24 protein-coding genes are annotated in these 21,779 nt (G+C 57.2%); 10 read left to right on the forward strand and 14 right to left on the reverse strand.

Features of this window, described 5'->3' with window-relative positions:
* Positions 1-49 precede the first annotated feature (49 nt).
* Together ACN0WW_RS04670 and ACN0WW_RS04675 are read left to right on the forward strand one after the other, a co-directional pair.
* The gene (locus ACN0WW_RS04670; RefSeq protein WP_417609903.1) at positions 50-1,021 is read left to right on the forward strand and encodes an alpha/beta fold hydrolase; all 972 of its coding nucleotides are present in this window, start codon (positions 50-52) and stop codon (positions 1,019-1,021) included.
* Positions 1,021-1,506, forward strand: a complete 486-nt coding sequence (locus ACN0WW_RS04675) for a hypothetical protein (RefSeq protein WP_417609905.1) — start codon at positions 1,021-1,023, stop codon at positions 1,504-1,506. Before ACN0WW_RS04670 ends, ACN0WW_RS04675 begins: the two co-directional genes overlap by 1 nt.
* On the opposite strand, the gene ung is transcribed toward ACN0WW_RS04675, so the two are convergent.
* A complete protein-coding gene (ung, locus tag ACN0WW_RS04680) occupies positions 1,421-2,134 on the reverse strand; it encodes a uracil-DNA glycosylase (RefSeq protein ID WP_417609907.1) in 714 nt (237 codons plus the stop codon). The genes ACN0WW_RS04675 and ung overlap by 86 nt on opposite strands.
* Before the next feature lie 131 nt (positions 2,135-2,265).
* Between ung and ACN0WW_RS04685 the strand changes: the two genes are divergently transcribed.
* From ACN0WW_RS04685 to ACN0WW_RS04695, 3 genes are all read left to right on the forward strand, one after another.
* Positions 2,266-3,399: a beta-ketoacyl-ACP synthase III gene (locus ACN0WW_RS04685; protein WP_417609909.1), complete on the forward strand. Its 1,134-nt coding sequence runs from the start codon at positions 2,266-2,268 to the stop codon at positions 3,397-3,399.
* 15 nt (positions 3,400-3,414) lie between these two features.
* Positions 3,415-3,819, forward strand: a complete 405-nt coding sequence (locus ACN0WW_RS04690) for a GFA family protein (protein WP_417609911.1) — start codon at positions 3,415-3,417, stop codon at positions 3,817-3,819.
* A gap of 92 nt (positions 3,820-3,911) precedes the next feature.
* Positions 3,912-4,445: a hypothetical protein gene (locus ACN0WW_RS04695; RefSeq protein ID WP_417609913.1), complete on the forward strand. Its 534-nt coding sequence runs from the start codon at positions 3,912-3,914 to the stop codon at positions 4,443-4,445.
* A 14-nt stretch (positions 4,446-4,459) separates the two neighbouring features.
* On the opposite strand, the gene ACN0WW_RS04700 is transcribed toward ACN0WW_RS04695, so the two are convergent.
* From ACN0WW_RS04700 to ACN0WW_RS04725, 6 genes are all read right to left on the reverse strand, one after another.
* Entirely contained in the window at positions 4,460-4,861 is a 402-nt protein-coding gene (locus ACN0WW_RS04700) for a VOC family protein (RefSeq protein WP_417609915.1), read from the reverse strand.
* A 1-nt stretch (position 4,862) separates the two neighbouring features.
* Positions 4,863-5,639, reverse strand: a complete 777-nt coding sequence (locus ACN0WW_RS04705) for an enoyl-CoA hydratase (protein ID WP_417609917.1) — start codon at positions 5,637-5,639, stop codon at positions 4,863-4,865.
* Positions 5,639-6,463 (reverse strand): SDR family NAD(P)-dependent oxidoreductase, encoded by an 825-nt coding sequence (locus ACN0WW_RS04710; RefSeq protein WP_417609919.1) that lies wholly within the window; start codon positions 6,461-6,463, stop codon positions 5,639-5,641. Before ACN0WW_RS04710 ends, ACN0WW_RS04705 begins: the two co-directional genes overlap by 1 nt.
* Positions 6,464-6,663: 200 nt before the next feature.
* Positions 6,664-6,978, reverse strand: a complete 315-nt coding sequence (locus tag ACN0WW_RS04715; RefSeq protein WP_417609921.1) for a DUF3297 family protein — start codon at positions 6,976-6,978, stop codon at positions 6,664-6,666.
* Between the two features lie 155 nt (positions 6,979-7,133).
* Positions 7,134-8,951: a translational GTPase TypA gene (gene typA, locus ACN0WW_RS04720; protein WP_417609923.1), complete on the reverse strand. Its 1,818-nt coding sequence runs from the start codon at positions 8,949-8,951 to the stop codon at positions 7,134-7,136.
* A 105-nt stretch (positions 8,952-9,056) separates the two neighbouring features.
* Positions 9,057-10,319 (reverse strand): APC family permease, encoded by a 1,263-nt coding sequence (locus ACN0WW_RS04725; protein ID WP_417609925.1) that lies wholly within the window; start codon positions 10,317-10,319, stop codon positions 9,057-9,059.
* 58 nt (positions 10,320-10,377) lie between these two features.
* On the opposite strand from ACN0WW_RS04725, the gene ACN0WW_RS04730 reads away from it, so the two are divergent.
* Positions 10,378-11,361, forward strand: a complete 984-nt coding sequence (locus ACN0WW_RS04730; protein ID WP_417609927.1) for a bile acid:sodium symporter family protein — start codon at positions 10,378-10,380, stop codon at positions 11,359-11,361.
* On the opposite strand, the gene ACN0WW_RS04735 is transcribed toward ACN0WW_RS04730, so the two are convergent.
* The gene (locus ACN0WW_RS04735; protein WP_417609929.1) at positions 11,358-13,868 is read right to left on the reverse strand and encodes an ABC transporter permease; all 2,511 of its coding nucleotides are present in this window, start codon (positions 13,866-13,868) and stop codon (positions 11,358-11,360) included. The two genes, ACN0WW_RS04730 and ACN0WW_RS04735, sit on opposite strands and share 4 nt — an antisense overlap.
* Entirely contained in the window at positions 13,865-14,590 is a 726-nt protein-coding gene (locus ACN0WW_RS04740) for an ABC transporter ATP-binding protein (RefSeq protein WP_417609931.1), read from the reverse strand. Before ACN0WW_RS04740 ends, ACN0WW_RS04735 begins: the two co-directional genes overlap by 4 nt.
* 17 nt (positions 14,591-14,607) lie before the next feature.
* Here ACN0WW_RS04740 and ACN0WW_RS04745 point away from each other — a divergent pair, with 17 nt between their 5' ends.
* The 3 genes from ACN0WW_RS04745 to ACN0WW_RS04755 all read left to right on the forward strand — a co-directional run bounded on the left by ACN0WW_RS04745 (position 14,608) and on the right by ACN0WW_RS04755 (position 17,409).
* On the forward strand, positions 14,608-15,333 hold the full coding sequence (locus ACN0WW_RS04745; protein ID WP_417609933.1) for an arylesterase: 726 nt from the start codon (positions 14,608-14,610) through the stop codon (positions 15,331-15,333).
* A gap of 150 nt (positions 15,334-15,483) precedes the next feature.
* On the forward strand, positions 15,484-16,689 hold the full coding sequence (locus ACN0WW_RS04750) for a toxic anion resistance protein (RefSeq protein ID WP_417609935.1): 1,206 nt from the start codon (positions 15,484-15,486) through the stop codon (positions 16,687-16,689).
* 6 nt (positions 16,690-16,695) lie between these two features.
* Positions 16,696-17,409: a hypothetical protein gene (locus tag ACN0WW_RS04755; RefSeq protein WP_417609937.1), complete on the forward strand. Its 714-nt coding sequence runs from the start codon at positions 16,696-16,698 to the stop codon at positions 17,407-17,409.
* Between the two features lie 55 nt (positions 17,410-17,464).
* On the opposite strand, the gene ACN0WW_RS04760 is transcribed toward ACN0WW_RS04755, so the two are convergent.
* The 5 genes from ACN0WW_RS04760 to ACN0WW_RS04780 form a co-directional block, all read right to left on the reverse strand.
* Entirely contained in the window at positions 17,465-17,899 is a 435-nt protein-coding gene (locus tag ACN0WW_RS04760; RefSeq protein WP_417609939.1) for an ester cyclase, read from the reverse strand.
* 2 nt (positions 17,900-17,901) lie between these two features.
* Entirely contained in the window at positions 17,902-18,330 is a 429-nt protein-coding gene (locus tag ACN0WW_RS04765) for a glyoxalase superfamily protein (RefSeq protein ID WP_417609941.1), read from the reverse strand.
* Positions 18,331-18,586: 256 nt separating this feature from the next.
* Positions 18,587-19,360 carry an SDR family NAD(P)-dependent oxidoreductase gene (locus tag ACN0WW_RS04770; protein WP_417609943.1) on the reverse strand — a complete coding sequence of 258 codons (774 nt, stop codon included), beginning with the start codon at positions 19,358-19,360 and terminating at the stop codon, positions 18,587-18,589.
* Between the two features lie 4 nt (positions 19,361-19,364).
* Positions 19,365-19,766, reverse strand: coding sequence for an antibiotic biosynthesis monooxygenase family protein (locus tag ACN0WW_RS04775; RefSeq protein WP_417609945.1), 402 nt, complete (start codon positions 19,764-19,766; stop codon positions 19,365-19,367).
* Positions 19,767-19,776: 10 nt separating this feature from the next.
* Positions 19,777-21,093 carry a cytochrome P450 gene (locus ACN0WW_RS04780; protein WP_417609947.1) on the reverse strand — a complete coding sequence of 439 codons (1,317 nt, stop codon included), beginning with the start codon at positions 21,091-21,093 and terminating at the stop codon, positions 19,777-19,779.
* An 88-nt stretch (positions 21,094-21,181) separates the two neighbouring features.
* On the opposite strand from ACN0WW_RS04780, the gene ACN0WW_RS04785 reads away from it, so the two are divergent.
* The gene (locus ACN0WW_RS04785; RefSeq protein ID WP_417609949.1) at positions 21,182-21,769 is read left to right on the forward strand and encodes a carboxymuconolactone decarboxylase family protein; all 588 of its coding nucleotides are present in this window, start codon (positions 21,182-21,184) and stop codon (positions 21,767-21,769) included.
* Positions 21,770-21,779: the final 10 nt, after the last annotated feature.

A 21,779-nucleotide genomic window follows, 5' to 3' on the forward strand; every position in this document is an offset into this window, starting at 1 on the left:
GTATCATGACTCTTGTTACACTCGGCCTGTTCGGCACAAAGGCGATATCATGAAAAAGACGATCCGTATCTTGGTTGTGCTCCTGATTCTCTTGGGTGCGGCTTTCCTGATATTTCGCACGCCGGATACCGATCGCGCCGAGATGATCACGAAATATTCAAATGAATCGTCGCGTTTCCTGGATGACGGACAGGGCGGCAAAATCCATTATCGCGATGAAGGCAACAGGGATGGCCCCGCGCTGCTGCTGATCCATGGATCGAACAGTCTGCTACAGACTTGGGAGCCGCTGGTCGCCTTGCTCGGAAACAAATATCGCATGATTTCGCTGGACCTTTACGGACATGGCCTGACCGGACCCAGTCCAACGGGCGCTTATGATGCCGAAACCAATATCGCCTCGGCGGTCAAGGTCCTCGACGCAATTGGTGTCGACAAGGCCTATTGGGTTGGCAACAGCCGTGGCGGATGGATCGCCTGGCGCGCGGGTCTGTCTGTGCCGGAACGCACGTCGGGGCTCATTTTGATCGATGCCTCTGGTGCGCAGGTCGAGCAGGCCGGCAAGCCATATCTTGGTGCCAGACTCGCTCAGTCATGGCTAGGGCAACTTCTTTTGCCGGAGATAACGCCCCGCTTTCTGGTCAAATCTTCTCTGGAGGACAGTTATGCGCAGCCTGAGCGGTTGACGGAAAAAATGGTTGATCGCTACTGGGAGCTATTGCGCTTCCCCGGCAACCGCCAAGCGACACTGGACCGGGGAAAAACCGATCGTGAACCGGAAAAATGGAACGAAGTCGGCAGTCTGAATATGCCGGTTCTGGTGCTTTGGGGAGAACAGGACACCGTCATTCCGCCGTCCCATGCCAACGCTTTTGAAAGCAGGATTCCGGGGAGCACTTTGATAACCTATGCCGATGCCGGGCACCTGCCGATGGAGGAGACGCCGCATCAGGTCGCGCGTGATATTGACGCCTGGATCCAGGGAGTAACGGCTGAGGCATCAGTACCGAACCAGAACTGATGCAGGAGGTCGCAAAAACAGCCGGAGACGTGTCGATCGACCGTTTGGTCATTGTCTACAATGCCGATGACGGCTGGACCTCGGCGCTGATGGATGCGGTACACAAACTGGTGCGGCCCGAGACTTACGAATGCAGTTTGTGCATGATCAGTCACGGCGCCGTGTCCATGCGGAGGCCTTGGCGAAACTATCTCGACAGCCTGCCTATGGAAAAGCGCTTCTATCACCGGCAGGACTTTGCCCGCGCCTATCCGTCTGATGCTTTTCCGGTGATCGCTGGGCTCGATTTGCCTGCAATCTTGCTGGAATCAGACAGCGCATTGCATTGCTTGTTGTCCAGCCAGGAGTTGGGGCGTCTTGCCGACGTTAAAGCACTCATCGCCGCTCTTGATCGGGCGCTCAAGTCGTTTCGGAACCGACGGGGGGCAGGCTCCAGTCAATTGGAGCCAGTCCGTTCTGGTCGAGAAACGCGTTTGTTTTGCTGAAATGCTTGCACCCGAAAAATCCGTTATGGGCCGACAGGGGCGATGGATGAGGAGCTTTCAGCACCAAGTGCCGGCCGCCCTGGTCGACGCTTTGCACGAAAGCTGCCTTTTTCTGCGCGTAGCTGCCCCACAGGAGGAAAACCACCGGTTCGGATTTTGTTGCTATCAGGCGTATGATCGCGTCCGTAAACTGCTCCCATCCCTTGCCCCGATGAGAGGCGGCATTGGCCATTTCGACCGTCAATACGCTGTTGAGCAGCAATACGCCCTGTTTGGCCCAATGCTCCAGAAATCCGTGGCTTGGTCGCGCCAGACCAAGATCGCTTTCCAGTTCCTTGTAGATATTGACCAGAGAAGGCGGTGGTCGAACGCCGGGCTGGACGCTGAAACACAGTCCATGGGCCTGGCTTGGACCATGATAGGGGTCCTGGCCCAGGATCACGACGCGAACCTTGTCGAGCGGAGTCAGGTCGAGTGCCCGAAAATATTCTGCCCCTTTTGGGAATATCTGCTTGCCCGCCGATTTCTCTTTCAGCAAAAATTCGCGGAGATTTCCCATATATTCGCTGTCAAATTCGCTGGAGAGTGGCTCTTTCCAGCTGTCATCGAGTTTAACGCGGTCATTCATGGGCTATCGATAGCAAGCGGCGGCGGATTGGCAAAGCATGATCAACCCTTCTTGCCAGTTTCGCCAAGGGAGATTACCGTCGCATTCAAGCGCTATATAAAGCGCAATCGCAGAAGGAAAAATAGCTTCCCATGACGGATAATAATATTCCCGTGATTTCCGCTACCGGCCTGTTTACGCCGGAAGACAGTATCAGCAACGCCGAACTGGTTGCCAGTTTTAACGCTTATGCCGATCTCACCAATCGTCAGAATGCCGAGGCGATCGAAGCTGGAGAAGTGGCAGAAATACCGCATAGTTCAGTAGAATTTATCGAGAAAGCATCCGGCATCAAATCGCGCTTCGTGCTCTCGAAGGAGCCAATTCTCGATCCGGAGATCATGTGTCCGCGTTTGCCGGAGCGTCCGAATGAGCAAATCTCTATTCTGGCCGAAATAGGGGTAAAGGCCGCGCTGCAGGCACTGGAGCGGGCAGGGCGAAAGCCGGAAGACGTGGATGCGGTGCTCTGTGCCTGTTCCAATCTGCAACGGGCCTATCCGGCGATTGCGGTCGAGATACAGGATGCCCTCGGGATGGAGGACGGCTTTGGCTTTGACATGAACGTCGCTTGCTCATCGGCCACTTTCGGCATTCAGACAGCCGCCGATTATATCCGCTCGGGCAGTGCCAGATCGGTGCTGGTGATCAATCCGGAAATCTGTTCCGGCCATCTCAACTGGCGCGACCGGGACAGCCATTTTATTTTTGGTGACGTGGCCACCGCGATCCTGGTGGAAGCCAAGGACGTTGCCCCAGCCGAGCATTGGGAAATTATCGGTACGAAACTCAAGACCCAGTTTTCCAACAATATCCGCAACAACTTCGGTTTCCTCAACCGGACCCATCCGGAAAGCCGGGATGCCAAGGACAAGCTGTTTGTCCAGGAAGGCCGCAAGGTCTTCAAGGAAGTGGTGCCGATGGTTGCGACGATGATCAACGAGCAAATGGAGCGGCTCGGCATTGAAGCGGCCAAGTTGCGTCGCCTCTGGCTGCATCAGGCCAATGCCGGGATGAATCGCCTGATTGCGCAGCGCGTGCTTGGCCACGAAGCGAGTGACGATGAGAGTCCGACGGTCCTGGATACTTATGCCAATACGTCTTCCGCCGGTTCGATCATCGCCTTTCACAAGCATAGTGACGATCTGGATGAGGGAGAATTGGGGCTGATCTGCTCATTTGGCGCCGGTTATTCAGCCGGGACGGTTTTTGTGCGCAAGGTTGCCTAATCAGGGAGAATAGGGATGACGATAACAGGCCAGTGTTTATGCGGTGCGGTAAGCTATAGCATTGAGGGGGAACTGCAGATGTGCGGCGTCTGTCACTGCAAAAATTGCCAGCGACAGGCAGGCAGCGCTTATTCCGTGCTGTTCGCGGTGTCCGATGAACAAATCGATATCCACGGTTCTCTTGCGACATATGAAGACCATGCTGACAGCGGAAATATCGTCCATCGCCATTTCTGCGGTAGCTGTGGCTCGCCAGTAAAGACCACGCTTCCGACCCAGCCGGGCATGACCTTCATCAAGGCGGGAACCCTGGACGATACCAGCATACTCGAGCCTCAGGTCCATTTCTGGACCGACAGCAAGCAGCAGTGGGTTAAAATAGATGAAAATGTCGCCCAGATCGGGGGGAACCCTTCGTGAGGGGCCTTTCGCGCCTGTCGCTGTCCTTGCTCCTTTTGGTCGGTGTAGCGGCCTGTGCGGAAGAAAATCGAACAGCAGAACCGAGCGACGCAGTGGCGGAAGCAGAAGCGGATCAAACGGTCGATGCAAAACCCGAGAAACAAGATACGGTAAAAATTGCCGTAGCGCTCGACGGTGAGGGGCTTCGCTTCGTGAATGCCACGACCGGCAGCACGCGTCTGCTGGCATTCGGCACGGAGAGAGCTACAGCCGAACAGGCCATTGCGGCGCAACTGGGGCCCGTTGATAGCAGGACTTCAAATCAGGAATGCGGAGCGGGACCGGTTGATTTCAGCCAATTTGGCGATTTTACTGCCAATTTTCAGGATGGTAAGTTCGTTGGTTGGGCCTTGAGCGACGGCGATAAGAACTCAGACCTTACCACCATGAGCGGTATCGGCATCGGAACGGAGCGGACAACAATGGCGCAATCGATCACATTTGAGATCGATGATGACAGTAGCATCGGTACCGAATTTCATACCGGCGGCGATGGCGCTGGCGGGCTCTCCGGACTATTGGATAGCGATGCTCAAGATGCGAGAATTACAGACCTTTGGGCGGGGACCAACTGTATCTTCCGCTAACATCGCTTCCAACGCTATTCGCCGCGAAAATTGAGCTCCAGAAGCACGCCATTGGGTTCGCTGAAAAACAATTGCTTCAGATTGATAGACGGTATGTCATTCAGCCGATACTCGATATCATGGGCTTCGAGGCGCGCGATAAATCCGTTATGATCGCTGCAATCCAGCGCAACATGATGGATCGCGCCTGTCATCGGCCCGGATTGTGTATCGCGGCGATAGGCCTGCTGCATTTCTTTTGAATTGATGTGAAAAATCGCGCGGTCGCTATCATCATAAAGCCACTGCACATGCTCCGGAGGCAAGGGCTCCGGACCGTCGCGGACGTCAAGACCGAAAACTTCAGCAAAGAACTTCACCGTTCCGGCTAGATCGTCGGTAATGATGTTCACATGATCGAGCGCGTTGAGTTTCATCTCAGTTCTTTAACGCCCGGCCGCGCTCGATAACGGCAAGCCGTCTCTGCTCGACTTCTTCCGCCGTCACATCAGCATTCCACGCGTCAGTCGTCTGTTTTTCGAGCGCCATGGCCTCTTTGAAATTCTGATCGTAGCCATCGAAGATCAGCCGTTTGTACGCTTTCAGGAAGCTCGGATCCATGCTGGCCATGTCGGCGGCAAGGGCGTGGGCTTTTGTCATTAATTCATCCGGTTCATACACATGGTTCACCAATCCCCAGTCACAGGCGGTCTGTGCATCGAGAAATTGTCCGGTGAAGCTCAGCTCACAGGCGCGTGAAAGCCCGATGAACCGCGAGAGTTTCTGCGAAAGCCCCCATCCGGGGATGATGCCAACACGGCCGTGGGTATCGGCGAAACGGGCGTTGCTTGATGCGATACGGATATCGCAAGCCAATGCCAGTTCGAAGCCACCGGTAATGGCGACCCCGTTAATCGCGCCGATCACCGGTACGGCCAGCGATTCCAGTGCCCGGCAGGGATTGCTGGCGGGCTGCTGGTCGGTCGCTGCACCCAGGCCTTGTTCGCCCAGTTCCTTGAGGTCGAGGCCCGCTGTAAACGCCCGGTCACCGGCACCGGTAACGATGACAGCACGAATATCATCATCTTCGGAGATCGTTTGGCAGGCTGCGTGAAATTCACTTCTCAGTGCGTGAGACAGAGCATTCATCGCTTCCGGACGATTGAGCGTTATCGTCGCCACGCCCTCCGATTTTTCGAGTAATATCAGAGCCATCAGTCATCATCTCCTGCTTCATATTTTGCTGCAATCTCCGCGCCCATATCACTCGCGATGGAGAAACATTGCTCGGGATCGCTCTGACGCAATTTGGCCAGAGTCATCTCCGGACCCTGGGCGATGATCAGTTCCGGGACATTGTTGGCAATGCCATCCAGAATTTGCCGGGCACATTCTGCCGGCTCCATACCATTGTCGATAACCGAGTCAGACTTGCCCCGGCTGGCACCCTCCTTGGTCAAGGCATTGCGTGATACGTTGGTGCGGATCGAGCCCGGCAATATGTTGCTTACCCTGATATTATGCAGCCTTTCCGTTTCCGCTCGCAGCGCGTCCATATAGCCAATCAGCCCGTGCTTCGCGGCACAATAGGCTGTGCGCAGCGGGACGCCAACCCGGCCGGCAACGGAACTGATGCCAACGATATGTCCGCCGCCAGCCGCAATCATATGGGGGAGCAGCAGCTGCGTCAGCCAGATCGGGGCGAGCAGATCGACGTTGATAATTTTGTGATGCACATCGGGATGGGTTTCGAGTGCCAGACTGCGCTGGCTGATTCCCGCGTTGTTGACAAGGATATCGACCTTGCCTTTCCAATTGCGGGCTGCTTCAACTTGTGCAGGCAGGACATCATAATCGGTCGTCTCGAAAGGCAGCAGCAAACTTTCGGTTTCCAGTCCGTTGGCAACCCTTTGCAGCGCGTCTGTTCGGCGACCAGAGAGGATGATATGCGCCCCTTGTTCCGCAAAGGCCACGGCCAGCGCTTCGCCGATTCCTGACGATGCTCCCGTGATCCAGACTATTTTTCCGGCAAATGTCATACGTCCGCTCCCTGTTCAGCCAATTTACATTGCTTCCATCCGACATAGCATAGCATCAGCATGATGATATTGCCTACCGCGTTGAACGGTCCGATGCTGGTCAAGACCGGATTGTGAAAAGCGCTGCGCAACCACCGACCAAAGAAAACCAGCGCAATTGGCAACTGGATATGCCGGGGGGCATTGCCGGAGCGTTTCGATCAAGCGCCCTTGGTCATCTTCGGAGCGTCATCGCCAAGGTCTTCAAACCAGGCTTCCACTTCACCGTTCAACTTGATCAGCAGCGGATTGCCCTTGCGGTCCATCGTCTTGCCAGCCTGAACCTTTACCCAGCCCTCAGATACTGAATATTCTTCGATATTATGTTTGCGGGTACCGCGAAAGTTAATGCCGATCCCGCGCGACAACAAATCGCCCCCAAAATGCGGGCTACGCGGATTGATCGCCAGCCGGTCCGGCGGGATGTCCTGATCGGATTTCTCATTCGTTGCCATTTCGGATTTATCGTCAGTCATTCATCAGGTCTTTCAAAGAAAAGGAATTGCTGGCCCAATGCCACAATCATCCTGATATTCCAAGCGATCCTGAGCGCGGATTGACCTAGAATCGTGTGACCTAAATATAAAAAAGGCGGCCAAAGGGCCGCCTTTTGATTTGGATTGCTTTCGCTTTAAGCCGCAGCCGCTTGCCGCGATGCTTTCTTCCGGTCGTTCGGATCCAGATAGCGTTTGCGCAGGCGGATGTTTTTCGGCGTTACTTCGACCAGTTCGTCATCGTCGATATAGGCAATTGCCTGTTCCAGCGTCATGACCTTTGGCGTGGTCAGGCGAATGGCGTCTTCCTTGCCGGAGACACGGAAGTTGGTCAGCGCCTTGGACTTCATCGGATTGACATCCAGATCGCCCGGTTTGGCATTTTCGCCAATGATCATGCCTTCGTAAACCGGGGTCTGCGCGCCGATGAACAGTACGCCGCGTTCTTCGAGCATATTCAGTGCGTAAGCCGCGGTATTGCCGGTGCCGTTGGAAACCAGCACGCCAACCGGACGGCCTTCAATAACCCCCTTATAGTCGTCATATTTTTCGAACAGGCGGTTCATCAGGCCGGTACCGCGCGTATCGGAAAGAAATTCGCCATGATAGCCGATCAGGCCGCGGGAAGGCGCGGAGAAGGTGAGGCGGGTCTTGCCGGCGCCAGAGGGGCGCTGCTCGGTCAGTTCCGCCTTGCGCCGCTGCATCTTGGAAACAACGGTGCTGGCATACTCGTCATCAACATCGATGACGACAGTTTCATAAGGTTCTTCGCGCTTGCCATTTTCCTCGCGGTACAGAACGCGTGGCCGGGAAATACCGAGTTCAAAGCCTTCGCGGCGCATCGTCTCGATCAGAACGCCGAGTTGCAGTTCGCCGCGGCCAGCGACTTCGAAGCTGTCCTTGTCGTCGCTTTCGGTCACTTTGATCGCCACGTTGGATTCTGCTTCGCGTTCCAGACGATCGCGGATGACGCGGCTGGTGACCTTGTCACCTTCCCGGCCAGCAACCGGGCTGTCATTGACGGCAAAGCGCATGGAGAGCGTTGGCGGATCAATTGGCTGTGCAGCAATTGGTTCTTTTACCGATACATCACAGATCGTGTTGGACACGGTTGCTTTGGTCAGGCCGGCGAGAGAAATAATGTCACCCGCCTTGGCGCTTTCAACGGGCACCCGCTCTAGGCCGTTGAAAGCCATGATCTTGGTGGCGCGTCCGGTTTCGACGATATTGCCGTCCATATCGATCGCGTGGATCGGCATGTTGACGTCGATTTTCCCGCTTTCGACCTTGCCGGTCAATATGCGGCCAACGAAATTGTCGCGGTCCAGCAGAGTAACCAGGAATTTGAATTCCGCATCCGGATCGACGTCAGGCTCTGGCACATGTTCGATGATCTTGTCGAAAAGCGGCGACAGGTCGCCTTCACGAACATCCGGCGTTTCGCCTGCGTAGCCGTTGCGCCCGCTCGCGAAAAGCGAGGGAAAGTCGAGCTGCTCGTCATTCGCGTCGAGATTGACGAACAGGTCGAACACTTCGTCGAGCACTTCTTCAGCACGGCCATCAGGACGGTCGATCTTGTTGACGACGACAATTGGCTTCAGGCCAAGCGCAAGTGCCTTGCCGGTCACAAATTTGGTTTGCGGCATGGCGCCTTCGGCGCTGTCCACCAGCAGGATCACCCCATCGACCATCGACAGGATGCGTTCAACCTCACCACCGAAGTCGGCGTGGCCCGGTGTGTCGACGATATTGATCCGTGTGCCCTTCCACTCAACGCTGGTGCATTTGGCGAGAATCGTGATGCCGCGCTCTTTTTCCAGGTCGTTCGAATCCATCGCTCGTTCTTCGACGCGTTCATTGTCGCGGAACGTGCCGGATTGGCGGAAAAGCTGGTCAACCAGCGTGGTTTTGCCGTGATCAACGTGCGCAATGATTGCAATATTGCGAAGGGACATATCAAATTCTACCGTAAGAAGAGGAAAGGGCGGCCATCAGCAACGCCCCGCAGTGGCCGCGCCTCTACCGGAAATCGTGCTGCGCTGCAACAACAGTCTTGTGGATTACTGGCTGGTTCGTTTCTTGAGCAGGATCGGGCGCACGAAGATCGAGATCAGAATAAGGCTAGCGAGAATCATCAGCGGAATAGGCTGGCTATGGGCCAGATGATAGATCAGCACGACACCGATCGCCGCGCACAGCACGGTTCCAATCCAAGCGACGAGGTCGCCGTTGGCCATCGTTCGTGCGCACAAATAGTTGACCACGCCAAATGTGGCGACAAACACCAGACTTGCCGCTTCGACCAGCGACGAGAGGGAGCCGGTAATCGCAAGCATCCCGGCGGTCAGACCTAATGCGATGACCGCGCGATCCGGGATATTATTGCTATTTTTATGGCCCCAGAATTTCGGCAATTCCTTGTCGCGGGTGATCCGGGCCGCCAATTTTGCGGTCGAAAAGAGAGTCGAATTAATTGCTGCCGAAGTGGCAAAGGCTGCGGCGACGGTCATGCCAATAAGTCCTGGGATACCAAGAACTTTTTGTGCCGCATTGGAAAGCGCGACTTCCTTGCCTTCGACCACGCCGCCAGCGCCCAGGATCATCGTGGCGCCCAGAGTCACGGCGACATATATGCCGATCACGAAAATGCTCGCTGAGACCAGCACGGGGACGAAATATTTCTTCGGCTCGACCAGGTCGCCATATTCATAGGCGAGCAGTTGAAACCCCTCATAGGAAATGAATATCACGGCCGCACCGACGAAGGCGGCAGAGAGCGGCTTGTCGGGGACGCCGTCGCTCAGGGCGGACGGGTTCCAGTCGAGCATGCCGATGACTGCAAGGACAGTGAGGATCAGCAGATTTCCCGTCACGATCAAGACCTCGACACCGGTCAGTTTGCCTGCTCCCATCAAATTCAGACCGATCATCAGGATCGCGATCGCCAAAGCCAAGGCGCGGATGATCATTTCGCTGCCGCCAAAGCTGTGGGCGACATAATGGCCGAATGCATAGGCATAGACAGAAATCGTCAATGTATAGCCGATGATCAGCAGCCAGCTAAGGCTGCCGGCGACGTCGGGATGCTTCATTTCTTCCAGAAATTCAAAGGCACCGCCGGAGCGGCCAAATTTGTTTGACAGCTTGCCGTAGCTGTAGGCCGAGATGAGTGCAGCCAGTCCGGCGATGGCAAAGCTCAGCCAGGCCCATGCGCCTGCCGCCTGGATCACCACGCCCAGGGATATATAAATGCCGCCGCCGACCATGCCCCCGGCCGCAAGTGCCCATGCGCGAACCGGGCCGATGGTCTTTTCGCTTTTCACAGTAACAATCTGCAATAATAGTTGCTGTGAGGCAACGGGAAAGGCATGGCAGCGCGCGATGCAAACCCTTCGCCTGATCCTTACCGACAAATTTATCTGGCTGCTCAGCGGAGCAGTGTTGCTCGCGACGCTTGTCCCGGTCCAGGGCACGGCCAAGGATGTTGCGGAAATCTTGTTCAATGCGGGGATTTTTTCGGTGTTTCTGCTGCATGGCATCCGTTTGGAACGTCATGAAGTGCGGGCTGGACTGGGAAATATTCGGTTGCAGGGAACGATATTTGTCTGGGTATTCGGCGTAATGCTCACCATCGGCCTGCTCCTGTCGAAGGCCGTCGCTACGGTTCTGCCGGTCGACGTCGCGCTTGGTTTTCTGTTCCTGGGCGTGCTGCCCTCGACCGTTCAGTCCGCGACCAGCTATTGCGCTATCGCCAGAGGCAATGTTGCTGCCTCGGTTGTCGCTAGCGCATTCATCAATCTGGTCGGAGTCTTCCTGTCGCCGCTATTATTTGCCTTGCTCGCCAGCGCTGCCGGGGTCGAGATCACCAGCGGCACGATCACCAAGCTGGCCGCCATATTGGTGTTGCCCTTTGTACTCGGGCAGGTCTTTCAGCAATGGCTGCGCCCGCTGGTCATAGAATATAAAGCGCTTGCGGGCTGGATTGATCGGGGTGCTATTGCGCTGGCGGTTTACGTCTCCTTTTCAGCCGCGATCATTGCCGGGATGTGGAGCCGGGTAACCGGTGCGGAATTCGGCTGGTTGGGCGCTGCTCTTGTGCTTTGGTTGGGCCTGGCTTTTGGCGGCACATGGCTGCTCGGCGGCTGGATGGGATTTGTCCGCGCCGATCGTAAGACATTGCTGTTTTCCGGGTCACAGAAAAGCGTTGCAATTGGCGCGCCATTGGCAGCGATCCTCTTCGCGCCAGAGCGGGCTGGCCTGATCATTCTGCCACTGATTTTTTACCATCTCTCGCAACTGTTTCTGTCCGCGCCCATTGCTGTGAGGCTGGCGGGAGATCCAGCGCTGGATGAGGGCGCGGCCTAAAGTTCTCTCAAAGCTCTCGCCGGTTTTGCCGATAGCACGGGAATCGAACCAAGCAGACCGATCGACAGCGTCGCGATCGCGCCGACACCCAGGGTCAGGAGCACCACCGCCCAGTCCGGTTGCCAGGTAAACTCGAAGATCTGGGTGATAACGAACCAGCCCCCCAACAGACCAAGGCCGAGCGCAACCGCTGACAATAAAAATGCCAGCAACGCATATTCGATGGCTTGCACCGACAATATTTGCGAGCGCGTTGCGCCGAGCAGCTTCAGGATCACGCTGTCATAGACACGCGCTTGGCGGGAGGCCGCGATGGCCCCGATCAGTACGGCGATACCGGACAGGATGGCGATCGACGCGGCCGCAGCGATGGCGGTGGCCATCTGGTCCAATATATCACCAATCTGTGCGGCAATCTCCTTGACCTTCACCATCGATATCGAGGGAAACTCGCTCGGCAAGATACTGAGAAGCCGGTCTTCCTTGGCTGGATCGAGCTGGATCGTTGCAGCAACATTGTGAGGGACATTGGCCAGCACGCTCGGCGGAAACACCAGCACATAGTTGAATCCGAAATTGCGCCAGTTAACCTTGCGGAAAGACGCAACTTTCGCTGGAATTTCAACGCCCAGCAGGCTGACCGTCAGACTGTCTCCGATCTTGAGGCCCAAGGCAGCGCCTTGCTCTTCGTCAACCGAAACCAGCGGCGGCCCGTCATAATCCGCGTCCCACCATTCGCCCGCGACGACTTCGCTGCCTTCGGGAATCGTGGCGCTATAGGTCAGGCCACGATCACCGCGCAGCACCCAGGCGCCCTCCGGCAGCGTTTCCAGGTCGGCTACCCTTTGGCCCCCAAATTCGGTGATTGTCCCACGCAGGGTCGGCACGACATTAATTTCCGCATCGCTGGCGGTTTCAGCAACTTTGGCGCGGAAGTCGTTGGCGCGCTCGACCGGGATGTCGAGGACGAAAAAGCTGGGCGCATCGCGCGGCACCGTCGAGCGGATCTCATTCGTCAAACTGGTCTGGATCGCGGCCAGCGTGGCAAACAGGGTGAGGCCCAGACCCAGCGCCACGACCAATTGTCCGGTTTGCGCTCCCGGTCGATGGAGGCTGGTCAAAGCAAGGCGTAGCAAAGGTTGCTTGGGACGGGGTGCCTTGCTCGCTAGCCAGCGGATCAACGCGCCGAGCGCGGTGAGCAGCAGCAAGATGGCAGTTGCCGCCCCGATAAAGGACGCTGAAAAAAGCGGCTCGCGAGCAGTCGCCAGGGCCAGCGCGATGATGGCAGCGATCGACAGGCCGACGCCGATCAAGCTCTGGCGGTCAATCCTGCGCCAGGACCGGCCTTCGCCGCGAAAGATGCCAGCTGCCGGGATGGTTTTGGCGCGCGACAGCGGGGGCAGCGCAAAAATGACGGCGATCAGCAGTCCGTAGAGCGCGCTTACAAGCAGAGGTAGCGGATAGACGGCAAATTCCGGCTTGATTGGCAGGACATCTCCGGCGACCTCAATAATCGCCAGCGGTGCCAAAGCCCCGATAGCGAGACCCACAACAATCGCGCCCAGCGCCACGGCCAATATCTGGAGCAGATAGATGCGAAAAATCATCGCGCTGTCTGCGCCGAGAATCTTGAGAGTCGCAATTGCGCCCTGTTTGCCGCGCAAATAGGAAGCGACGCCATTGCCGACGCCGATGCCGGCGATCACCAGTGATGCAAGGCCGACCAGAGTCAGAAACTGCCCCATGCGTTCGATGAACCGCCGGGTGCTGGGCGCGCCGTCATCGCGGGTCTTCACTTCCCATGAGGCATTGGGAAATTTTTCGGTGAGTTGATCCGCGATTTCGCCGGGTTCAGATATTGGCGGTAATTTGACGCGATATTTGCTCTCGAACAGGCTGCCCGGCTGGATCAATTGCGTCGCGCGCAGCCCTTCGAGCGACACAATTGCTACCGGACCGAGGGAAAGGCCCTCGCTGAGCCGGTCGGGTTCTTGGCCGATGATACCGGAAACCGTAAAGCTGGTCTCGCCAAATGACACTGTGTCGCCAATGGCCAGTGACAGGCGCTGCATCAGGGCAGGGGTAATGAAAATTTCGTCGGCTTTTGGGCCCGAGGCCATATCGCCGTTTTCCAGGGTAAATGTTCCGTAGAGGGGATAGGCGTCATCCACCCCTTTCAGTTCAACCAATTGTGTGTCGCTGCCATCCGGCAGCCGCGCCATGGCCTGCATCCGCAAGGTTTCGGACAGTGTTCCGGCATTTCGCAGCGCCGCCAGTTCGGAGCTGGTTGCTTCGCGCTGGGCAACCGCGACCTCCAGATCGCCGCCCAGGATCGCCTGTCCGCGATTGGCGAGTTCTTCGGTGATCGCATTGGTGAGACTGCCGATAGCGGCCAAGGTTGCAACGCCGAGCAATAAACAGACGATCAGCAGTCGTAACCCGACAAAGCGTCCTCGCAGGTCGCGGCGCGCGATTGTCCAGGCTTTGCCGAGTTCGGTGCGCGTCACGCGGCGCTATCCTTCTCGATCAGCCCATCGCGCAATTCGATAATCCGGTCGCAGCGTTTGGCGAGCTCGGGGTCATGGGTAATGATCAGCAGGGTTGCATCGGTCGCTTTCTGACGATCGAACAGCATGGTGATAATTTTCTCCCCGGTGGCTCCGTCAAGATTGCCCGTCGGTTCATCTGCGAAGATGATCGTTGGGCGTGAAGCCATGGCCCGGGCAATGGCGACCCGTTGCTGTTCACCGCCGGAAAGCTGGGTTGGATAGTGGCCGAGCCGATCGCCAAGGCCGACTGCCGCCAGTTCTTCTGCGGCAATCTCAAAAGGTCTGGATTGGCCATCCAGTTCCAGCGGAACCGCAACATTTTCCAGCGCTGTCATCGTCGGCAACAGATGAAAAGCCTGCAGAACGATGCCGACACGTCCGCGCCGGGCCACTGCCAGCTGGTCTTCGTTCATCGTGCCAAAGTCGGCGCCGGCGATGTTGACGGAGCCGCCGCTGGCGCGTTCAAGGCCTGACAGGATCGCCATCAGGGATGACTTGCCGGAACCGGATGGACCGAGCAGGGCGACCGTCTTTCCTTCTTCGATCGACAGATCGATGCCGCGCAGAATATCGACCCGTGCGGTCCCTTCACCCAAAGACAGGGTGACATTCCGGGCTGCAATCGCGATATGGGGTTCAACTGTGGCGGCGTCGCTGGATGCGGCGGTTTTCTGGATCATGGGAGTAAGGATATCCAATGCTGAAGAATTTGATCTTATATGGGTTCACGCTGGCATTTCTGCAACTTTTGATCGCTTGTGGTCCGGCGCCGGACGAACCGCAAGCTGTTCAGGAGGACGTAGGCTCCGCCTCGACGGAAACGGGTGGCGAGCAATCCGCAGCGTCGGAAGAGGCCGAGACCCTGGTCGTTGCTTTTGGCGACAGCCTTTACGCAGGCTATGGCCTTGAGCCGAACGAGGGTTTTGCGCCGGAATTGCAGGCCGCTCTGAAAGCGGACGGCAAGGACGTCCGGGTGCATAATGCCGGGGTGTCGGGGGATACCACGGCGGCAGGATTGCGGCGGATGGATTTTGTGCTCGACAGCCTGTCGCGCAAACCGGATCTGGTGATTTTGGGCCTGGGGGGCAATGATATGCTGCGCGGGCTGAAACCGTCAGAAACGCGGGCCAATCTCGAGGCGATGATCGCGAATCTGAAGGACCGGGATATTCCCGTGATGCTGACTGGCATGCTGGCGCCGCCCAATCTGGGTGCAGAATTCACCAAGGAATTCAATGTCATCTATCCGGCCCTGGCCAAGAAATATGATATCGCGCTTTACCCGTTTTTCATGGACGGAGTGGTGGGGAAGCCGGATCTTTTTCTTCCCGACGGGATTCATCCGACCGCTGACGGGATTGATGTGATCGTCGGGAAAATCGCGCCGCAGGTGGTTGCTGTGTTGGATGACCAGCCAGCTTAGACGGTGGAAGAAATGGAAGCATGTTGCGTGGTTTTCGAAAAACTGTATTATATTTCTAATACAGCAGTTGAAACGCTTGAAAAGCGGGGCATTTGCATCCATTTATAAGGAAAGCCCCGCACTGGTGCCGGGGCAGGGAGGCTGAACAGCATGGCGACCGAAACAACCACCGCGACCGAAGATTTGAAACTGACTCCGCCCGATCCGGTGGTTCCGGTCGCGCCCGAGAAGGCCGGCGGCCTGGTGTCGATCGGCGACGAGGTAAAGTCCAAACTGGAACAAAAAGTCGACACTTTTATCGATGATTTGATCGCACAGGACGAGAACAGCCCGGAATTCGGCAAGAAAGTGGACCAGATTACCAATATGGGCCGCAAGGAAATCGCCGAGGCGGCGGGGCAGTCCAACCGCTTTCTGGATCGCCCGATCCGGTCGATGGACGAGAGTAGCGGTATCGGTTCCGATCTCGCCGAACTGCGTCGCACGGTTGAGGATCTCGATCCGGGCAAACGCGGCAATCTGACCGCGAAGCGCAAGATTTTCGGGATCATCCCGTTCGGCAACAAGATGCGGAATTATTTCGACGGCTACAAAAGCGCGCAGGGCCATATCGCCTCGATCCTCGACCGGCTTCGCTCCGGCAAGGACGAATTGCTGATGGACAATGCGGCGATCGATGTCGAACGCAAGAATCTGTGGGCAGCGATGGGCCGACTGGAACAGATGATCCACGTCTCCAAGGTCATGGACCAGCGGCTGGAAGACAAGGCCGCCGAACTGGACGCAACCGATCCGGCCAAGGCCAAGGCGATCCGCGAAAGCGCGCTCTTCTATGTGCGCCAGCGGACGCAGGACCTGCTGACCCAGATGGCGGTCACGGTGCAGGGCTATCTCGCGCTCGATTTGGTCAAGCGCAACAATGTCGAGCTGGTCAAGGGCGTCGACCGTGCCAGCACCACCACCGTGGGCGCTTTGCGCACCGGCGTCACCGTGGCCCAGGCGCTGACCAACCAGAAGCTGGTCCTCGACCAGATCAGCGCGCTGAACACGACGACAGCGGGCGTGATCGACAGCACCAGCGAGATGCTGAAAAACCAGACCGGCCAGATTCACGAACAGGCCGCTTCATCGACGATCCCCCTCGAAACGCTGCAACGCGCGTTCCAGAATGTCTATGACACGATGGACAATATCGACACGTTCAAGCTGAAAGCGCTGGAAAATATGAAGACTACGGTCAACAGCCTGTCTGGCGAGATCGAAAAGTCGAAAGGCTATATCGCCCGGTCTGAAGGGCAGGCCAAGGCGCAGCTGGAAGCGCCCTCGGAAAATCCGCTTACGGCGTTGGAGGAATAAGGACCGGTGGCCGAAACCAATCAGCAAATCTACGACGGCGCGGCGCGGGCGCTCCGCGAATCCCAGTTCCGGCGCTCGATCGGCAATCGCTCGCACAAGCTGAAGCAGGGCCATTTTTTCAAGAAGCTCGGCCGCGCTGCCCTGTGGACTGTCGGCGTGCTGGTCGGTGCCAGCGTCGTCGGCGGAATATTGAGCGGCATCGGTTTCTGGGGCGTGATGATTTCTGCCGGTCTGATCGCGGCCGGTATCTGGGCCTCGATGACATTTCCCAAAATGAAAATGCCGACGCCCGAAACGATCATGAAGTCGGATCTGAAATCGCTGGCCGGCAAGACCGAAATCTGGCTGGAAAACCAGCGCCCGGCGCTCCCGGCACCGGCGGTGCAGATTGTCAACGGCATCGGCGTCCAGCTGGATATGCTGTCGCCGCAGCTGAACAAGCTCAACGAAGGCGATGCCGCAGCCTATGAGGTGCGCAAGCTGGTCGGCGAGCATCTGCCCGAACTGATCAATGGCTACCGCGCGATTCCCCTTTCGATGCGCGCCAAAACCAATGACAGCGGCAAATCGCCGGACGAGCAGTTGATCGGCGGCTTGACCCTGATCGAAAAGGAAATCGCAGGGGTTACCCAGCAAATAGCGAAGGGCGATATCGACAATCTGTCGATCCGCGGTCGTTATCTTGAGCTCAAATATGACAAGAATGCCGAAGCCGAATAAGGCTGGCACAGGCTGCCAGCTTCAAGTTTCCGGAAAACCGGCCGATCAGAGCTGATCAGCCGGGACCCTGGGTCAATTGCTGGAATACCGACAGGCGATCCGCAATCTGCCAATGGCCAGACAGCCGGTCTCCCTCAAAACTGTAGATGGTCAGGCCGGTCATGGTGATATTCCTGCCGGTCGCCGGAATGCCGGGAATGTCTCCCAGATGGGTTCCCGACCAAGACCATGCAACGGCAATGTCATTGCCTTCCTCAACCATTTTCTCGACATCGAAGATCTGATCCGGCGCCATCGCGCGAGACTGGATCAGGCGATCCTTGAATCCCGCTATTGAAAGAGTCTGCCCGTCCCACGGATCGCCGGGATCATTGTGAATGCTGTAGTTGTCGGCCAGATAGTGATCGACTTTCTCAACCTGGCCATCGGTCCAGACATCCTGAAGGAAGTCGGTGAGTATCTGCTTGCGGGCCGATATTTCTCCTCCCATCGTCACAGCTCCAATATCATATGCGGTTCACCGTTGGACGTCCTTGCCGGAGAAACACCGCTGTGGTCGACCGTGCAGCTCAAGCGCCTGCGGAAGTTGGAAAAGGAATCAAACGTCACTACGTCGATCGCTTGTTCCAGCTGGATCGAGACATGATAAAGCTGACCCAGCTTCACTGTCCGGATACTGACAACTTCGCCTGCAAATGCCTGTCCCAGATAGCGACCGCGCACGGTGTCGCCCAAGCCCAGCTTTTCAAAGGCGGGACGGTTGGAAGCGGTCGCATGCAGCGTATTCCAGTCCTTGAAACCTTGTTGGTGGGCAATCATCTCGAGCGATTGGCTGTGCGAGATTGGCGCAGATTTCGCGGCGATTTCGGATCGCAAGCGACGCGCCTGCTGTTTCAGTTCATTCAGGTACGGGGAATTCATATCATATCTCATTCATTGCAAAATATGCTTCGATAAAATGGTGCCTGCATTGCCATCCTGAAGCATGTTCTGAACATGACGAGATGTGTATCTTCCGGGAGCTTCACCACGACAATTGTCTGCAGGCGGCAGGTGTCCCGAACCGATGCCCGAATATTGCCAGGCGGATTTGAAGTCAACCGGCTTCCTGACCGAAACCGCTGCTTCTCCAGATCGACTATTGCCCGATACCGACCCTTCAGTCTTTCGATTCTGCCTAATGCGCGAGAGCGGCAATCTGCCTGAGGCTCTCCTGACGCGATGATCCGCTGTAGCCGAAAGAACAGGCTGCTCCGGTTATACCTTCCGGTCCCTGATCGATGATATGAAAAACGGCAGCGGCGATGTCTTCGGCTTTCATGCCGGCTTCGGCAATCTGTTGGTTGACCGCACGGAGCATCGGGGTGTCGACCGCTCCAAAGCAAAGTTCATTGACCCTGATATTCTTTGGCGCGAGCTCGCGCGCCCAGCTTTTTGTCAAACGCGACAGGCCGAATTTTGCGCAATCATAGCCAGAGGCTGCGGCGATATGGGTCAGCGCGCGATCCTCATCCATATGTTCGGTGTTGAGATTGATGATATTCGCATTGGACGATTGTTCGAGCAGCGGCAGCGCAGCCATTGTGCAGCAAAATGCGGCGGTCGTGCACGATTGCAAGGCGCGCTCAAAGGCTTCTGTCTGGCTGTCATAATCGCCGCCGGTCAGCGAAGTGTCATTCCAGATTGCCGCGTTGTTCGCGAGCAGGTCTAGCCGGTCGACCTGTCCGGCAATCTCCGCAAAGATCTGTTTTACCGCATGGGCATCACCAGCATTTTCTGCAAAACTCACGCACCGTCCACCAGCCTGTTCTACCAGCCTGCCGGTCTCCAGATTCTGCTCCTCGTCCGGATCAATGTTGAACAGCAGGCCGCCGCGTTCGGCGACCGCGATTGCGATGGCACGCCCGATGCCGACTGCGCCGCCCGTGACCAGTGCGATTGGTGCGGTCACGATCCTATTTCCGTCCCGTCCACCAGCTCGCTATGTCGAGCGGGAAGCGGTCCTGGGCAATTTTCATCGGTTCCTCCATATCGTCCGTCAACGCCGGATCGACAGTGGTCGGCAAACCGCCGCCAGCGCCCTTCACCGGATCGACATATTCCAGCCTGATATCGGCAATCACGTCGCCGAAGTCATGGCCTTCGTGATGGTCCGACATCTGGTGCCGGTAGAAAGCCCATTTGTCCTCGAACGAGAGCAGGCAATAATAGAAATTTTCTTCCTGACCTTTCCAATATTCATAGCGCAATACGCCGGTCTCGGTCTCCAGCGTCTGCTTGACCATATCCGCCGTGATCGCCTCGAACTTCTCTTCCTTGCCGGATTTGATTTTAATATGTGCGAGCAGCGTAGCCATGGAGCGTCTCCTATGCCGGGGTGAAGGTCAGGTTCAGTCGATTGGTGCCCAGCATGATGCCCGGCTGATGGAGGAAATCATTGTCCAGCCCGAACTGGATATCATCGAGACGGTCGAGCAGCCGGTTCCAGGCAATGGTCTGTTCCAGGCGCGACAATCCGGCACCCGGGCAGACCCGTGGGCCGGCGGAAAAGGCGAGGTGGCGCGTGACCGCCTTGCGGTCCGGTTTCAATTCCTTGGGGTCTTCAAATTCATCCGGGTCGATATTGGCTGCGCCCCAGCGAAGATGCAGCGAAGAACCGGCGGGCACTTTCACACCCTGGAATATTTCGTCGCGGCTGGTGATCCGCGTCGACAGGCCCTGCGTCGGTGAGCGGAGCCGCATGCCCTCCTCGATAAAGCCGCGGATCAGGCTGCGGTCGGCCTTCAGCTCCTGGAACAGACCGGGCCGTTCGCAGATCAGCTGCGCCTGTTCGCATATCGCATATTGGGTGGTTTCCAGTCCGCCGATGACCATGGCGTAGACGACACCGTTGATCTCGTCGTCGGTCAGTTTCCGGTCGAGCGCCTGATAGTGCACCTGCGTCAGAAAACTGACCATGTCGTCCTGCGGACTGGCGCGTTTTTCGCGGGTCTTTTGCCGGACATAATCCGAGAATCCGTCGAGCAGGCGGAATTTCTCGCGCGCCTGTTCCGGAGTCAGCTTGTTGTTGTGGCCGCAGCCGTGGACATAAGACATGACCTGCGCATTGCCCCAGATTTCCAGCCGGGCGACGTCTTCAAGCGGAAATCCGAGCACCGACGCCATCGTGCGCTGGGGCAAGGGGCGGGCAAATTGCCGGACGAAATCCACTTCCCTGTCCGCGATCCACTGGTCGATGAGGAAGTCGACATGGTCAGTGATCATCTCACGATGGCGACCGGCACCGGGGCCAACCCACGGATCGGTCAGTTCCTGCCGGTGGGCGCGCCACAGTTCCGGTGTTGGTCTTAGCGAGCAGATAGAGATGATCATCGCATCGAGATCGGGCATCTCCTGCGGCAAGCTGCCCGTCGCCTCAATCTGATCGACAAGCAGCGACAGGGTTGGCGGGAAACGCTCCCAGTCCTTGACCACCCGGGAAATATCAGCGTGCTTGGTGAGGATGAAGGCATCCTTGTCCGGTGTCAGGCCTTCGTCGGCCAGACGCAGCACCGGCGCTTCCCGATGCAAGATATCATAGGCTTCGTACCAGTGCTCTGCCGCACCGGGCTCGAACAGATCGACATCCTCCAGAGCGACCGGACAGGGCATCGGACTCAACGCGTGATTGGGGGTCTTGTCCAAATCCTCTCCTTCTCCAAATGGACAGTATCTTTGCCACCAGTAAAACCTATTCTGGAAAAAACGCCATTGACAGATTGGAGAGGATCGGATGAGCCGCATATCGAAATTGCCGCCGGAGGACTGGGATCCGCGAATCCGGGAGGCGGTCAATCCCGATGCTGCTACCGATCTCGAACAAGGTCTGGTCCGCTATTTCGCGCATTGTCCGGAACAGGCGCTCGGCCTGATGCAATTTGGCGGCGCGCTCAAGCGCGGTCGCACCCTGCCGGAACGGCTGGTCGAGCTGGTCCGTCTGCGCATCGCCTTTTTCAACCAGTGCCGCAGCTGCATGGCCATCCGCTACACCGACGCGGTCAAGGATGGCGTCGATGAAGGTGCGGTCTGCTCGCTGGAAAAGCCGCAGGAAGCAGATAATCTGAGCGACGCGGAAAAAGCGGCGATCCATTATGGCGAGCTAATGGCGACTGATCATCTGGCGATTGATGACAGCGTGCACGCTGGTTTGCGGGAGCATTTCAGCGAAGCGCAAATTGTCGAACTGGGCATGACCTGTGCCTTTTTCGTCGGCTTCGGGCGGCTGGGGGCGACCATGCACATGGTCGAAGAGCTGCCCGAAGCCTTTCAGAAAGCCGAAAAAATTGCACCATGGGGCGAGGAAAAAATTCAGGTGCGCTAGGGAGAAGCGA

Source organism: Parasphingorhabdus sp., from assembly GCF_048269865.1.
In the GTDB taxonomy this organism is placed as follows: Bacteria; Pseudomonadota; Alphaproteobacteria; order Sphingomonadales; family Sphingomonadaceae; genus Parasphingorhabdus.

What these genes read in the sequence shown, in the direction of transcription:
- ACN0WW_RS04670 (WP_417609903.1), top strand. Translation starts at nt 50, where the DNA reads ATGAAAAAGACGATCCGTATCTTGGTTGTGCTCCTGATTCTCTTGGGT.
- ACN0WW_RS04675 (WP_417609905.1), top strand. Translation starts at nt 1,021, where the DNA reads ATGCAGGAGGTCGCAAAAACAGCCGGAGACGTGTCGATCGACCGTTTG.
- ung (WP_417609907.1), bottom strand. Translation starts at nt 2,134, where the DNA reads ATGAATGACCGCGTTAAACTCGATGACAGCTGGAAAGAGCCACTCTCC.
- ACN0WW_RS04685 (WP_417609909.1), top strand. Translation starts at nt 2,266, where the DNA reads ATGACGGATAATAATATTCCCGTGATTTCCGCTACCGGCCTGTTTACG.
- ACN0WW_RS04690 (WP_417609911.1), top strand. Translation starts at nt 3,415, where the DNA reads ATGACGATAACAGGCCAGTGTTTATGCGGTGCGGTAAGCTATAGCATT.
- ACN0WW_RS04700 (WP_417609915.1), bottom strand. Translation starts at nt 4,861, where the DNA reads ATGAAACTCAACGCGCTCGATCATGTGAACATCATTACCGACGATCTA.
- ACN0WW_RS04705 (WP_417609917.1), bottom strand. Translation starts at nt 5,639, where the DNA reads ATGGCTCTGATATTACTCGAAAAATCGGAGGGCGTGGCGACGATAACG.
- ACN0WW_RS04710 (WP_417609919.1), bottom strand. Translation starts at nt 6,463, where the DNA reads ATGACATTTGCCGGAAAAATAGTCTGGATCACGGGAGCATCGTCAGGA.
- ACN0WW_RS04715 (WP_417609921.1), bottom strand. Translation starts at nt 6,978, where the DNA reads ATGACTGACGATAAATCCGAAATGGCAACGAATGAGAAATCCGATCAG.
- typA (WP_417609923.1), bottom strand. Translation starts at nt 8,951, where the DNA reads ATGTCCCTTCGCAATATTGCAATCATTGCGCACGTTGATCACGGCAAA.
- ACN0WW_RS04730 (WP_417609927.1), top strand. Translation starts at nt 10,378, where the DNA reads ATGCAAACCCTTCGCCTGATCCTTACCGACAAATTTATCTGGCTGCTC.
- ACN0WW_RS04740 (WP_417609931.1), bottom strand. Translation starts at nt 14,590, where the DNA reads ATGATCCAGAAAACCGCCGCATCCAGCGACGCCGCCACAGTTGAACCC.
- ACN0WW_RS04745 (WP_417609933.1), top strand. Translation starts at nt 14,608, where the DNA reads ATGCTGAAGAATTTGATCTTATATGGGTTCACGCTGGCATTTCTGCAA.
- ACN0WW_RS04750 (WP_417609935.1), top strand. Translation starts at nt 15,484, where the DNA reads ATGGCGACCGAAACAACCACCGCGACCGAAGATTTGAAACTGACTCCG.
- ACN0WW_RS04760 (WP_417609939.1), bottom strand. Translation starts at nt 17,899, where the DNA reads ATGGGAGGAGAAATATCGGCCCGCAAGCAGATACTCACCGACTTCCTT.
- ACN0WW_RS04765 (WP_417609941.1), bottom strand. Translation starts at nt 18,330, where the DNA reads ATGAATTCCCCGTACCTGAATGAACTGAAACAGCAGGCGCGTCGCTTG.
- ACN0WW_RS04775 (WP_417609945.1), bottom strand. Translation starts at nt 19,766, where the DNA reads ATGGCTACGCTGCTCGCACATATTAAAATCAAATCCGGCAAGGAAGAG.
- ACN0WW_RS04785 (WP_417609949.1), top strand. Translation starts at nt 21,182, where the DNA reads ATGAGCCGCATATCGAAATTGCCGCCGGAGGACTGGGATCCGCGAATC.